General features: G+C 67.2%; 14 protein-coding genes. 2 read left to right on the forward strand and 12 right to left on the reverse strand.

The genetic code is table 11. The features are described from left to right. Positions 1 to 13: 13 nt before the first annotated feature. From RKE25_RS13480 to RKE25_RS13500, 5 genes are all read right to left on the reverse strand, one after another. Positions 14 to 580, reverse strand: coding sequence for a type VI secretion system tube protein Hcp (locus tag RKE25_RS13480; protein WP_167257428.1), 567 nt, complete (start codon positions 578 to 580; stop codon positions 14 to 16). A 39-nt stretch (positions 581 to 619) separates the two neighbouring features. After that, positions 620 to 2983: a type VI secretion system contractile sheath large subunit gene (gene tssC, locus RKE25_RS13485; RefSeq protein WP_311838622.1), complete on the reverse strand. Its 2364-nt coding sequence runs from the start codon at positions 2981 to 2983 to the stop codon at positions 620 to 622. A gap of 705 nt (positions 2984 to 3688) precedes the next feature. Then, positions 3689 to 4753: an IS30 family transposase gene (locus tag RKE25_RS13490; protein ID WP_311838249.1), complete on the reverse strand. Its 1065-nt coding sequence runs from the start codon at positions 4751 to 4753 to the stop codon at positions 3689 to 3691. A 316-nt stretch (positions 4754 to 5069) separates the two neighbouring features. Next, positions 5070 to 5303 carry a hypothetical protein gene (locus RKE25_RS13495; RefSeq protein WP_311838623.1) on the reverse strand — a complete coding sequence of 78 codons (234 nt, stop codon included), beginning with the start codon at positions 5301 to 5303 and terminating at the stop codon, positions 5070 to 5072. A 22-nt stretch (positions 5304 to 5325) separates the two neighbouring features. Next, positions 5326 to 6318 (reverse strand): sigma-54 dependent transcriptional regulator, encoded by a 993-nt coding sequence (locus RKE25_RS13500; protein ID WP_311838624.1) that lies wholly within the window; start codon positions 6316 to 6318, stop codon positions 5326 to 5328. 229 nt (positions 6319 to 6547) lie between these two features. Here RKE25_RS13500 and RKE25_RS13505 point away from each other — a divergent pair, with 229 nt between their 5' ends. Continuing rightward, positions 6548 to 7072, forward strand: a complete 525-nt coding sequence (locus RKE25_RS13505) for an SPOR domain-containing protein (protein ID WP_311838625.1) — start codon at positions 6548 to 6550, stop codon at positions 7070 to 7072. On the opposite strand, the gene RKE25_RS13510 is transcribed toward RKE25_RS13505, so the two are convergent. Both RKE25_RS13510 and RKE25_RS13515 read right to left on the reverse strand, forming a co-directional pair. After that, positions 7067 to 7348 carry a DUF6150 family protein gene (locus RKE25_RS13510; RefSeq protein WP_311838626.1) on the reverse strand — a complete coding sequence of 94 codons (282 nt, stop codon included), beginning with the start codon at positions 7346 to 7348 and terminating at the stop codon, positions 7067 to 7069. The genes RKE25_RS13505 and RKE25_RS13510 overlap by 6 nt on opposite strands. A 217-nt stretch (positions 7349 to 7565) precedes the next feature. After that, a complete protein-coding gene (locus RKE25_RS13515; protein ID WP_311838627.1) occupies positions 7566 to 8405 on the reverse strand; it encodes an NAD(P)H-binding protein in 840 nt (279 codons plus the stop codon). Between the two features lie 106 nt (positions 8406 to 8511). On the opposite strand from RKE25_RS13515, the gene RKE25_RS13520 reads away from it, so the two are divergent. Next, entirely contained in the window at positions 8512 to 9408 is an 897-nt protein-coding gene (locus tag RKE25_RS13520; RefSeq protein ID WP_311838628.1) for a LysR family transcriptional regulator, read from the forward strand. A 7-nt stretch (positions 9409 to 9415) separates the two neighbouring features. Here RKE25_RS13520 and RKE25_RS13525 read toward each other — a convergent pair whose 3' ends face one another. The 5 genes from RKE25_RS13525 to RKE25_RS13545 all read right to left on the reverse strand — a co-directional run bounded on the left by RKE25_RS13525 (position 9416) and on the right by RKE25_RS13545 (position 13432). Further along, entirely contained in the window at positions 9416 to 10318 is a 903-nt protein-coding gene (locus tag RKE25_RS13525; protein WP_311838629.1) for a type II secretion system protein GspK, read from the reverse strand. Then, positions 10315 to 11025 (reverse strand): prepilin-type N-terminal cleavage/methylation domain-containing protein, encoded by a 711-nt coding sequence (locus RKE25_RS13530; RefSeq protein WP_311838630.1) that lies wholly within the window; start codon positions 11023 to 11025, stop codon positions 10315 to 10317. The genes RKE25_RS13525 and RKE25_RS13530 overlap by 4 nt, the downstream gene beginning before the upstream one ends. Next, positions 11025 to 11483 (reverse strand): prepilin-type N-terminal cleavage/methylation domain-containing protein, encoded by a 459-nt coding sequence (locus RKE25_RS13535; protein ID WP_311838631.1) that lies wholly within the window; start codon positions 11481 to 11483, stop codon positions 11025 to 11027. Before RKE25_RS13535 ends, RKE25_RS13530 begins: the two co-directional genes overlap by 1 nt. A 100-nt stretch (positions 11484 to 11583) precedes the next feature. Beyond that, entirely contained in the window at positions 11584 to 12852 is a 1269-nt protein-coding gene (locus RKE25_RS13540; RefSeq protein WP_311838632.1) for a substrate-binding domain-containing protein, read from the reverse strand. A gap of 223 nt (positions 12853 to 13075) precedes the next feature. Continuing rightward, complete coding sequence (locus RKE25_RS13545; protein ID WP_311838633.1) at positions 13076 to 13432, reverse strand: hypothetical protein; 357 nt, start codon at positions 13430 to 13432, stop codon at positions 13076 to 13078. Positions 13433 to 13453: the final 21 nt, after the last annotated feature.

Raw genomic sequence — 13453 nt, forward strand, 5'->3', positions numbered from 1 at the left:
CCGTTTTCCTAGTTCACGTGGTGAACTGCCCGATCGGGCGGTTGCGCGCGATCGACCAGCCGGCCGCCAGGTTGCCGGAGGTATTCATGTCGGCCTCCTGCACCGTGTACGTCCATAGCACTTCGGTGAAGTTGAGCTTGAACTGCTCGGTCGGCATGTCGTCCGGATTGGACTGGAACTGGATCTCGCTGATGATCGCGTCGCGCAGCTCGATGGTGAGGATGTTGGCGGTCTTCTCGCCCGAGTTGCGCGCGATGTAGATCTTGGTGGGGTTCTTCTCGCCCTTGCCCAGCGGCTGCGCGCGCAGGCAGTACTCGTAGAACTTGACCGAGGTCTTGTCCACGTACTTCACGCAGGTGAACTCGGTGATGATCGGACGGCCGGAAGTACGCGCCGAGTTGCTCACGTCGGTGGTGATCTGCTGCTTCATGCCCTGGTGCACGGAGACCAGCTCCAGGCATTGGCCCAGCTTGAGCACTTCGTCGCGCCACTGGTCGTCGATCAGGCTTCCACCGCCCTTCCAGCCGTTGGGGCCGCCGAAGATCGATGAATCGCCCGGTTGCAAGAGAATGAGGTCCATGGTCGCTCCTGGTTGTGGTCGGTGGGCATGCCTGCGGCATCAGCCCGCCGGGAGATCCGCCACCAGGCGAATCGACGTGGTCAGTTCTTCGAGCTGGAAGTGCGGCTTGATGAACACCGTGGCCTTGTACGAGCCGGGCGATCCGGGCACGTCGGTCACGGTGATCTGCGCGGCGCGCAACGGATAGCTTGCCTTCACTTCCTGCGAGGCGTTGTCGTCCAGCAGCACGTACTGCGCGATCCAGCTGTTGAGATAGGCCTCGATGTTGCCGCGGGTGAGGAACGCGCCGATCTTCTTGCGCATGATCACCTTGATGTAGTGCGCGAAGCGCGACGCCGCCAGGATGTACGGCAGCATCGCCGACAACTTGGCGTTGGCATTGGCCTCGTCGCTGATGTACTGGCGCGGCAGGTTGGCGGTCTGCCCGCCGAAGAACGCCGCCTGGCCGGTGCCCTTGCAGTTGCACAGCGCGATGAAGCCCAGGTCGTTGAGCTCCTTCTCGCGCCGGTCGGTGATGGACACTTCGGTCGGGCAGATCATGTTCACCAGGTCCGCATCGTCGCGGTAGGTGAACACCGGCAGCCCGTCGACCAGGCCGCCGCCTTCCACGCCGCGGATCGCGGCGGTCCAGTGGTACAACGCGAACGAATGCGTGATGCGCTCGGCCAGCGCATAGGCCGCGTTGCCCCACAGGAAGGCGTTGTGGTCCGGACCGTCGGGTCCGGTCACCGTCTCCTCGTAGCGCAGGCCTTCGGCCGGGCGCGCGTCTTTGCCGTACGGCAGGCGCATCAGGATGTGCGGCAGCGCGAGGGCGACGTAGCGCGAGTCCTCGCTACCGCGGAATTCCACCCACTGCGCCATTTCCGGCGACTCGAACAGCTGGCTCAGATCGCGCGGCTTGGCCAGCTTGTCGAAACCGTCCAGCCCGAACAGCCCCGGCGCGGCGGCCGCGATGAACGGCGCGTGCGCGGAAGCGGCCACTTTGGTCATGTTCGACAGCAGCGACATGCTGGCCGGCGTGTGGTCGAACTCGTAGCCACCCACCAGCAGGCTGTACGGCGAGCCGCCATAGGTGCCGAACTCGGCCTCGTAGATCATCTTGAAGATGCAGCTCTGGTCGAAATCGGCCGCCTTCTCCAGTTCCTTGCGCAGCTCGTCCATGCCGGCGTTGAACACGCGCAGCTTGAGCAGCTTGCCGCTTTCGGTGCGCGACACCACGTAGTACAGGCCGCGCCAGGTAGCTTCCAGATCCTTGAACGACTTGGCGTGCAGGATGGCATCCAGCTGCACGCCGATCTGCACGTCGATGCCGCCGGCACGCTCGTCGATCAGGCCGCTGGCGCCGAGCGCCACCTGGGTGAGTTCCTTGTTGCCCATCGGCCCGAGGATCTCGTTGGCGAAGCGGCCGGCCAGCCGACGCGCCTTGCTCAGCGGATCGATCGAGAGGAAGGCCTGCTGGCGCTCCGCCGCGAGCGCGGCCTGGCGCTTGGCCAGGTCTGCCGCGGCGTCGTTCTGCGCCTGTGCGGCGAGCAGCGCGACGTCGGCGTCGTCCTTGTCCTTCTTGGCTTTGACCGCGGCCGCGTTGGCGTCGGCGATCGCCTGGTCGCCCTTGGCCTTGCCCGCCGCATCCTGCGCCTTGCCCAGCGCGGTCGCCGCGTCGGCGGCCGCCTTCTGCGCCGCCGTGAGCGCGCCCGCGGCGGTCTTGGCCGCATCGTCCGCGCTGGCGGAGGCCGCCACGGCCGCATCCGCAGCCTGCTTGGCCGAGGCCGCCGCCTGCGCATTGCCGGCCATCTGCGCGGCCAGCAAGCTGACCAGCGCACCGGGCACGGCGGCGCCGGTCGCGTTGGCGGGCGGATTGTCCTGCGCATCGACCTTCGCCGCGGCCCACGCGTCCGGCGAGGCGTCGCCGAAGGTGGTCTTGAGCGCGCCCGTCGCTTCGGCGTCGAGCGTGGTGTGATCGAGCAGCGAGGCCAGCGCATCGTTGCATTCGGCCATCGACTGCAGCGCGCGCAGGTCGGCGCGTGCGTCGTAGCGCTGCCGCAGGCTGGGCACCGCATTGACGATCGCCAGCGGCTCGAAGTCGGCCAGGCTGGTGAAGCGCAGCTCGCCCGTGAGCTTCTTGCCGTTGCCGGCGATGGTGTCCGCGATCCCGTTCAATTTGATCAGCGGCGTACTGTCCGCCAGGATCTTGTCGAACGATTCGCCATCGATGTCGCGCATGCGCCGGTCCTTCATGGCCGGCAGCGCACTCGCATCGAGCTCGCCGGAAAGGTTGGCGAACATGCCGACGATGAAAGCCAGCTCCACCTTCTCGCTCGAGCCGCCCGTCTCGACGTCGTACGTAATGCGCACGCGCGGCGGCCTCACACGCAATAGCTTCTGTTGAATGCTCTCGACAGTCATGTACAGGCCTCATCTCGGTAGGCGGCTGCAAAGTTCCCTGCGTCTCGAACGCTGCCGCACGCGTTGCGGGAAGAACTAATCAAGAGGCGTGCCAACGGTGAGGAATGGCGGTTTGATGCGGTTTTTGCGGGTGGATTGGGAGATGTGGGCAATAGGGTTGTGTGGTTTTTCACACGGAGGTGCGAGGAGGGTCGAGGCGAATGTGGTGACGTGTGGGATTGAATTGATTCGGATTGATGGCGGCGCGAATGGTCATCGAGGCGATGAGTGGAAAAGCTCACGGTGTGTCGGGGTGTGCACACTAGTGGCCGAAGTAGGATGGACGTTGAGCGGTTCGGTGCTCGGAGTTGCTCGCCTTGTTGTGGCGCAGCAACGCGGCTTCGTTGCCATGCTTCCGCGAGCACCCGCCCCTCATCCCGCCTTCTCCCCGGAGGGGAGAAGGAGAAGTGAATACCGAGGCAAGCAAAACAAAAACAAGAGCGAGCGAAGCGACGCTCCGAATGCTCTTGATCTCCCGGGTTCCCTTCGCGGCGGTGAGGGCTGGACGATCAGGCCGCCCAAGGCGGGCGGGGACAGGACGTCCCCGCCTTTTTGATCAGGGCATGGATGCCCTGTCAAAAAGCCCGGCCAGCCCTCAACGCACCCGCAGCAGCGAAGGCTACGGAGGGCGCCGCGCAGGGGGCCCTTCTTCTTGGTTAGGCGGTGTCAATCTAGAAGTGCATCATCGATGGCCTGAGCGAGGTCATCGTGCCCCATGGCACGCATGAACATCTCCGCCGGACAGTGGTAGCCCAAGGTGGCTCGGGGCCGAAGGTTCATCTCCTGAGCGATGGCATCCAGCGCTCGCTGGCTATGCACGGACAGATCGGTGCCTTTAGGGAGGTACTGCCGCAGCAGGCCGTTGGTGTTTTCGCAGATGCCCCGCTGCCAGGGGCTGCGCGGATCGGCGAAATAAATGCTCAAGCCGGTACGTTCGGACAAGGTCTTGTACAGCGCCATTTCCTTGCCCTGGTCATAGGTCAGTGTCTGGCGAAGCTCCGGCGGCACGCCCTGGAAGGCGCGACTGAAGCCCTCCAGCGCCTCCTGGGCCGAACACCCCTTCATCTTGACCAGCTTCAGGAACAAAGTGCGTCGATCCACCAGCACCCCCACCGACGATCGGTTACGCGCCCCCTTGAGGAAGTCGCCTTCCCAATGGCCTGGTAACAGGCGCTCGTTGGCCTCCGGCGGGCGGTCATGAATACTCGGCAGATCCTGCATGCGGCCGCGCCGGTTCGCCCCTTGGCCACGCGGACGGCGTGCGCACTTGTGTTGGCGCAGCAAGGCCACCAGCTCACGCCGCAGTTCGCCACGCGGCATGGCATAAATCGCGGTGTAGATCGTCTCATGGGACACGTGTTTGGCCGGCTCGTCAGGATGCTGCCGGCGCAGTGTGCGGCTCACTTCTTGCGGTGACCAGCGGCGCGCTAACAGCTGGCGCACCAGGGGCCACAAGACCCCATCACGATGTAGCTTGCGCCGTCGGCGTGCCTTGCGCGCGAGCCGTCGAGCCCGCGCACCGGCACGGCGGGCGTCATAGCCAAGTGTCGGACGACCCATGCGCGGACGCTCCGCCGGTTCGCGGTGCCCATTACGCGCCAATTCCCGGGAAATCGTGCTAGCCGAACGGCCTAGCAGCCGTGCCAGCTGCCGAGCGCTCTCGCCGCGTGCCTTGCCCACCATGATCGCGCCCCGTTCTTCGGCGCTCAGATGGCTGTAATGCTGTCCCATGCATCACCGTGTCGTGGGGGTGGTGCACTTGATGTTAGAGACCGCCTTACTTCTTCTTGGGCAAGCAAGAAGAAGTAACTCGCTCTTCGGCAGGAGAGCGAAACCCTCGCCCCGCAAGGGGCGAGACAAGGCTGGCGATAAGGCGACAACCGAGCCGTGTCGCCCCTGGGTCCCGGCCTACGTCGCAATGACGAGGATAAGCGGACACGCCCTCGAACAAACACCCATCAAACCACGCAAACGCCGAAGGCAAAACCAGGCGCCCACAAAAAACCGAAAACCGGGAATCGACCACCGGAACCGGCCAAAGAAAGAATCACCGCGCGGCGCGCCGCCGCCAAATCTCCCGCCCCCCCAGGCGCCGGCACTCCACCACCTCCTCCCCCTCCAGCAACCGCAACGCCTCCAGCACCAACTCCATCGGCACCTCGACGCCCGCCGGCCGCAGCCACCACTGCTGGATCCCCTCCGGCGAATCCGCGCCATGGGGCCGCTCCGCCAGGTGGCGGGCGATGGCGTCGGCAACGACACGTACGGAATGGCCGGTCACTCGCCCGCCTCGCCCAAGGGTCTCAGTCGCCTGAATCTTGCTCCTGTCCGACCGCGGAAGCGAGCCGGTACTTGCTCACCAGCTTGCTGAAGGCGCTGCGGTCCTGGCCCGCCATGCGCGCCGCCTGGGTGATGTTGCCGCGCGCCTTGGCCATCGCAGACGCGACGTAGCTGCGCTCGAAATCCGCGATGGCGCGCGCCTTGGCCTGTTTGAACACAGTGTCCCCATCGGCCGTGGAGGGCGGCGGCGGCGAGTCCTGGAGAGGGCCGCCCTGGATCTCCCGTCCGTCGCACATCAGGTACTCGCGCTGCACGAAATGTTCGAGTTCGCGCACGTTGCCCGGCCAGCTGTAGCGCTGCAGGGCGGAAAGGAACGACGGGTGGAAGCATTTGGGCGTGGTCTGCGTACCGAACTGCCGATTCAGCCGCGTGAGGAAGGCCTCGGCCAGCTCCACCACGTCCCCGCCGCGTTCGCGCAGCGGCGGCATCACCAGCGGCATGACCTTGAGCCGGTACAGCAGGTCGCGGCGGAACTGCCGCGTCTTCACCAGCTCGTCGAGGTTGGCATTGCTGGCGGCGATCAGGCGCACGTCGGTTCGCCGCGTCTGCGTGCCGCCCACGCGGCGATAGGTGCCGTCCTGCAGGAAACGCAGCAGCGCGGCCTGTGCCTTCAACGACAGCGTATCGACCTCGTCGAGGAACAGCGTGCCGCCTTCGGCTTCGCTGACCAGCCCCGGCGAAGCCTGTCGCGCATCGGTGAATGCACCACGCTCATGCCCGAACAGTTCACTCTCGACCAGCGAATCCGCCAGTGCGCCGCAGTTGACGGCGATGAACGGCTTCGATGCGCGCGCACTCAGATAGTGCACGGCCCTGGCTCCCAACTCCTTGCCCGTACCTGTCTCCCCTCCGATCAGCACGGTCACGTCGAACTTCGCGATGCGGCGTATCTGCGCGATGACGTGTGCGAACTGCGGCGAGGAGCCAAGCAGGTTGGACTCCGCGATATCGACCATGACGCCCCCTGAAACCGGAGCCATCGCATCCTTTGCTTCCCTGGCGATACCCCGGACGCGCAATGTTGCCCCTCGCACCGCGCGACCGCAATATGCTCGCGCCAGGAAAAAACCGTAGGCGCGTCACTCTATCCGGGCATATCCATGTGAAGACGCCCAAATGTCTTTTTCATGTGAAGGGGACTTGGCGCGCGCCTGCTTCGCCACACGGTCAGGGGGCCGTCGATCGATGTTCGCCAAGCTGGGCTTGATCCTGCTGATTCTCGTCTTCGGCCTGCTCGCGTTCGCTGGCGGCATGATGGCGCCCGATGCGTGGCGCGCGCCGCTGCAGGACGTCGCCGCGCGTTGGCGCGATGCGGCGCCGTCGGTCGCCGCGCACGTTCCTGCGACGGCTGCCTCATCCGCCACGCCCTCGCAAGCGGCGACGACCGTGTCGACCAACGCGTTGCTGGTGACCAATGACGTGGCTCAAGCTGCGCCAGCCGCGGGCCAGCCGGCCTACGCGCTGCAACTGGGCCAGTTCGTGACGGCCGACGACGCGGGGCCGCTCGAACAGCAGGCGCAGGCACTGGGCCTGCCGCTGACGCGCATCGCCGCGACCGATCCCGACCGCACGGCATGGACCATTCTTGCCGCCGGCCGTTTCCCTTCGCCTGCCGCCGCGCAGGACGCCGCCGCACGCGTGCAGGCGACGCTCAGGCTAGCGAGCACGCCGGTGATCCGCCTGCCGGCGGATGGCAAGCCCTCGTCATGAAAAGAGGCCGCGGCGCGCGCGCGATGGATCGCGCCAGCCCGCTTCGCCCAGCGTAGGCACGAAGCAGACCTTCACCTGTGCGAAGCCGCGGCTGGTGAAGAACACGCGCTTGGTCGCCTCGCCCTGGTCCTGCGTGAAGAACCAGCGCTCGTCGCCGCTGGCCAGGCCGCGCGTATCCACGCGGCACACCCACAGGTCCGCATCGCCGCGCGTGTCGATGATCGCGACACGCACCTGCGCTTCGCCCATCGTGTCCGTCACGTAGATGCGTGCCATGCCCCCTCCCGCGTCGTGGATGCCCCACGGCAGCCGAGCGGGGACATTGCGCGCGAACCTCGCCGCGCGTCAACCGGCGGGAGGCGAGCGGCTCATCCGTCCGCGACCGGAAGGCGCACGACGGTGCGATGGACCCGCCAGCCCGACGACACGTCGCCCGGTCGCTCGTCGAGCATGAGCCGCGCGTGGCGATCCTCACGCGCGGTCTGGGCCTGCATCAGGCGAACGCGGCGGCGTTCTTGCGCGCCCACGCATCGAAGCGCATCGGTGCCCGGCCGGTGATGCGTTCGACCTGTGGCGACAGGGTGCGGAAGCGGCCGTTGCGCACGGCTTCTTGCGACTGCGCTACGCCGCGCGCGATCGGCTCGGGGGCGCCCGCGCGGATCATGCCTTCGACGGATGCCTCGACCGATACGTCCACGATGCGCAGCGGGCGTTCGAGCGTGCGCGACAGGATGTCGACCTGGTCCGGAATGCTCAGCAGCTCGCCGCCCGTCAGCTCGATCGCCTGGCCGAGGTAGTCGTCGGACGTCATCGCGCGCACGGCCACCGCAGCGATGTCCTCGGGCGCGATCGGCGCCGCCTGGCCGGTGCCCATCGGGTTGTGCACCACGCCTTCCGCTCGGATCGAGCCGGCCCAGCGCATCGCGTTGGACATGAACCCGGCCGGCCGCAGGAAGGTCGCGCGCAGGCCCGCCGCCCTCACCGCTTCCTCGTTGGCCTTGTGCATGCTGCCGATGGCGAACTCCGGATGCCCGGCCAGGATGGTGGACAGGAACGCCACGCGCGGCGCGCCATGGGCCTTGAGCGCGGCGAGCAACGCGCCGAGATTGGGCAGGAACGGCCCTGTATTGAGGAACACTGCACGAGTGCCGACCGCCGCCGCGCCCAGCGTTTCCGGCCGGCTGAAATCGCCCACCGCCACTTCCACCTGTCCTTCGAGTTCGCCCAGCCGCGCCGGATCGCGGACGAAGACCCGCACCGGCTGCCCCGCCTCCAGCAACTGCCGTGCGACCTGTCCGCCGACGTTGCCGCTTGCACCTGTGACTAGAAACATGATCGACACCTCGCTCAGTGGGGGATGCGAGGACGATAGGCGCGCGCCTAGAATGGAACAATCGCCCATCCGGCAACGTTATGTTGCGTCATTGGAACAATCCTTCATGATCGACCTCAACGAACTGCAGTACTTCGTGCAGGTATCGCGTGCACGGAGCTTCACGGCGGCGGCGGATCATTTCGGCGTACCCAAGTCCAGCGTGAGCCGTGCGATCGCGGCGCTGGAACAACGTCTCGGCGTGCGGCTGATCGAACGCACCACGCGCAGCGTGTCGCTCACCGAAGCCGGCGAGATCTATTTCGACCGCTGCCAGCGCGTGATCGAAGAAGCCGAGCTGGCCGATCTCTCGATGGGTACCTTGCACGCCGCGCCACGCGGTCGCCTGCGCATCGGCGCGCCAGTGGCGTACGCGCGCTTCATGCTGGCGCCGCGGCTGACGGCATTCGTGCGGCGCTATCCGGAACTGCGCGTGCAGGTGCAGATGACCAATGGCGAGCTCACGCCGCAGCAGGCCGGCCTGGACGTGCTGATCCGGCCCGGCCCGCTGGAGGACTCCTCGCTGCTCGCGCGCCCGCTCGCGCGGATCGACCTCGGCATCTACGCCAGTCCCGCTTACCTGAAGGGCCGCAAGCTGCCGAAGACGCCGGCCGAGCTCCGGCAGTTCGATGCGCTGATCGTCGCCTGCGGTCCGCAAGGGCAGCCGGCGGAACACGCCACCTGGCAGTTGCAGCGCGGCAAGGACCGGCAGGACGTGCGCGTGGAGGCACGCATCTCCGTGCCCGATCCGACCATCAACCTGCAGCTGGCCCTGGATGGCGCCGGGGTGGCGATCCTGTCGCGGCACGCGGCGGCGAAGGCGGTGGCGAAGAAGCGCCTCGTGCGCCTGCTGCCTGCCTGGGAGCCGCAGCCGGTGGAACTCTTCGCGCTGTACCCGGCCCGGCTCAACTCGTCGCCGAAAGTGCGCGCGCTGGTCGAATTCCTGCGCGAGCCCGAGGCATGACGAGCGCTCACCCGGCTCCGTCCTCCTGCCAGCGCAGCACGCTATAACCGAGCCCGCCCCGTAACACCGTCAACTTGAAAGTGACGAGCACGCGCGCCGTCGTGCCCTGCCCGTCGGTCGCCGAGGCAACGATCGTCTTCACCTGCCCGCCGCGCCATCCGCCGGGAAGCTGGCCGTTCGGCAGGACCGGCGGCGGACTGCGCGAGGAAAGCATGGCGCGTTGCGCGACGTAGCGCTGCGCCCGCGCCATGTCCATATCTGGAAGACTGGCCAGCACCAGCGGCGGCGCCAGCGCCGCGACCGGCTGCGGCCGGCGCGACCAGACCGTGATCGCCGGAGCGAGCTTGCGGTAGAGCGCGGGCGTCACGCCCAGCACGGTCTGCAACTGCTCGGGCATGTCGAATTCGCGATAGCGCGGCCCGGCCTCCAGGCCTGCCTCCGCATAGCGCCGGGCGCCCTCCTCGCGAAAGAACTTCGCGCGCGCATCGCGCGCCTCCTGGATGTTCGCCGCCAGCTTCGCCGCCGCGGCCTCGTCCACGCCGGCGGCCAGGAACAGGCGCTGCAGCAGCTGCGGCTCGGCGGTATTGAGGTCGACTTTGCCCAGCTCGTCCTGCACACGGATGTCGATGTCGTGACCCTCGAAACGCAGCGTGTACGGACGGGCGTCGCCGATCCAGCGGCCGCCGCTCTTGCTCACGCACTCGGCCAGCGCACGCATCGCGCCGGCCTCGGCCAGGTAACGCAGCTGCACGCGGCCGGACAGATAGCGCGTCTGGATGGACTCGGTACGCACCAGCGTGGCGAAGCCGCCGAGCAGGATCGCGAGCAAGGTGCAGGCCCACAGCACCACCAGCAAGGCGATGCCACGCTCGCGACGGCGTGCCTCGCCAGCCAGCGGCACGCCCTTCACGGCGACGATCCTTCCGGCAAGGCCTTGGCCAGCGCGCCCACGTTGATCGCATTGGGGCTCTGGCGGATGGGTGCCTGCAGCCACAGCCAGGCCATGCCGTCTTCGCGATCGTCGTTGGCGGACCGGGCACCGGCGTCGTGAGCACGCGGACCGCGATCCAGCTCGATCGTCACGAGCTCCGGCATGCGCGCGGAGGCGTTCCAGCGATCGCTCCAGCGCGGTTCCAGCCCCTCCCTCTCGCGGCCGTAATAACGGAAGCGTCCGTCGCTCATATCGCCGGCCAGCACTTCGTTCCCGACGTCCACGCCCGCGCCGCCGGGCGACAACTGCGTGCTGCCCAGTTCCAGCCGCCAGCGTCCCTTGCCCGCATCCACCAGGGTCAGGGTCTGCAACTGCGGCCCCGTGCGGTCCAGGTAACCCGGCAGCGGCGCGACGAAACGCATGCGCCGCGGCTCGCCCTCGAACACCACGCCCTGGCCTTTCGCATCCAGCTTCCACGGCAGCGCCCGTGCCTGCAGCAGATCGCGACGCAGGAACTGCTGCAGCGAGCGCGCCTGGTCGTTGCGTTCCAGCACCGCGGAACCTGTGTTCACCGAACGGGTGGCGGTGCGGATGCCATAGAAGACGCCGAGCAACAGCAGGCTCAGCAGCGCCAGCGCGCTGAGCACTTCGAGCAGGCTGAAACCAGGGGCCGGAGAGCGGCGCATCAGGCGCCTCCTTTGCGCGCCGTCCGCAACGTCACGTACTTCAGCTCCCGCGGCCGCCGCGCATCGCCCCACAGCACGCGCAGCTCGACGCGGTACAGCGCGAGAACGCCGTCCACCGGCAAGTCCTCGCCATTCCACGGCGCCACGCGCAGGCGCCAGCGATAGTCGCGATCGAAGGCTCCTTCGCGTTCGCCCGGCACCAGCGGTTCGGCAATACCCAGGGCATCCAGCTTCCCCTGCGCCAGCATGTCCGCGCGCGCGGTCTGCCCGACCTTGTCGGTAAGGTTGAGCGACGCGCTCGCCACGCGCATCAACGCCGCGACGGCGATCGCCAGCAGCAGGATCGCGGCGAGGGTTTCGAGCAGGCTGAAGCCGCGGACCGGCGTACGGCCATGCAGAAACCCGAGGCGGCTGCGCCGGCCCCGCTCATCGTTCCCTGTTGCGCATCCTCGTGACATGTTCGCAACCTAGTCCGCCTTCATGACAGCCAGACACACGAGAACGCGGGAGAGGGAAGCCTCTCCCGCGCGTTCCACGGCAGGTGGAACGTCCGTTCGATCAGTTGATGACGCAGCCGTTGATCTGCGAGGTGGTGAACGGCGCGCTGAGGAACGCCAGGCCCGTGCCGGCGCCGATGGTGGCCGTGGCATTGACCACCGCGGTGGTGTACGGAGCGCCCAGCAGCTTGCGGACATCGGCGGCATCCGCGCCGTTGCCCTGGCTGTTGCCCAGCAGATAGGAGACCGCGATGATCGGGTAGCGGTCCGTCGGCTGGGTGGCATAGGCGTCCGGCTTCACCAGCGCGATGCAGCTGGTGCTCGGCGCACCGGAGATCGCGGCGAAGGTCGGGCGGCCGGTGTTGGCGTCCACGCCGGTGATGGCGTTGTTGTACACCACGTCGGTGCTGTTGATCGTCACCTTGTGGGTCGAGGGATCGCCGAGATCGGCCGACGGATCCTTGCCGTTCACCAGGGCGATCGAGCCGAACGCGGCCTGGGCGTTGGCGGCTTCGGCGTAGCCGATGGAGCCGTCCGCGCCGAGGATCGCGTTCACCACGTTCTGGTTGCCGCTCGCGCCGGTCCACGTGGTCGCGTTCGGCAGGCTGTACAGCGACACGGCGCTGCTGAAGGACTGGTCGGTCTTGAAGTGCTGGGCAACCGTGCCCGAGCAGCTGGCGGACAGGAAGTTGCTGAAGCCGAAGCTGGTGCCGCTGCCGTCCGAACGATAGACCACCTTGATGGTGTTGCCGGAGGCCGGGGCGGTCACGCCCAGCTGGGTCCACTGCGTGATGCTGCCGTTGAAGATGCCGCAGACCTGCGCCGTGGAGAGGCTCAGCTGGCTGGCCAGGTTGTCGTTGCGGTACACGATGGCGATACCGCCGGCGACCGCCGGGAACTGCAGCGGACGGCTGGAGCCGCGGTTGGCGACGTAGTTGCTGTAGTCGGTGGCCGACAGCGGCGAGTCGGAAGCGGCGAAGTTCGGCTGCGTCAGGGTGGGACGGTTGACGCTCGGATCGCTGGCGCCGAAGCCGGTCGGCGTGGTGGAACCATCCGGGCAGGCATTCTGCACGCTGGTGCCGCTCACGCCGGCCAGGATGTTCTTGCCGGCGCCGCTGCCGGTCTGGCAGTACGAAGCACCGCTGTTGGCGTACACCGACTTGAAGGCACCGAGCAGGGAGTTCGCATCCGGCGAAGCATTCAGACGGTGCGTAACGTCGCCGACGTAGCCGGCGGCCGGCAGCGTGGCGCCGCCGCCGACCTGGATGGCGGCGTGGGCCGACGAAGCGGCGGCGAGGGTCAGTACGAGGGCGCCCGCAAGCTTGTTCATGCGGGTATTTCCATTGAACCCGAAGATCATGACTTACCCCTACTTTGAAAATACCTCCGGACTGGAGGCTGCTGATTTTCTACAGGCAAGTAATGACGCACCGATTAAGAACAGATGTATTGGAAAATGTCCCATCGATGACGAATACGGCCGCCACATAATCCAAGTGACACACAGGAATACATAATCGACATAATCGTCACGCCCGGGCCATGAAAGCGCTTCAAGCGCGCGACTCGAACTCCCGCAGCATCGACACCACTTCCGGATCGAGCTCGCGCTCCTCGCGCAGCGCGCGCAGATCCGCGCCGCCCAGTTCGCGCAGCACACTGCGCACCGAAGCGCGGCGCCCCTCGCGGCACCACACATTGAAGACGCCGACCAGAAGAGGCGCGGCACTGTGCAGGCCGCGTTCGCCGGGAAATGCGCGCCGCCGCAGGCGCAGCCTGAGCAGATAGGCCAGGCGCGCATGCAGCGTGACGATGGGCGATTCGCTGATCTGCCGGACCAGCTCCGGACTGCATTGGTCGATCAATCGCTCGGCCAGCTTGTCCTGGCGCGCGTCAAGCAATTGACGCAACGCTTCGGATAATGCGACCGC

Origin of the sequence: Dyella sp. BiH032 (genome assembly GCF_031954525.1) — a bacterium.
GTDB lineage: Bacteria > Pseudomonadota > Gammaproteobacteria > Xanthomonadales > Rhodanobacteraceae > Dyella_D.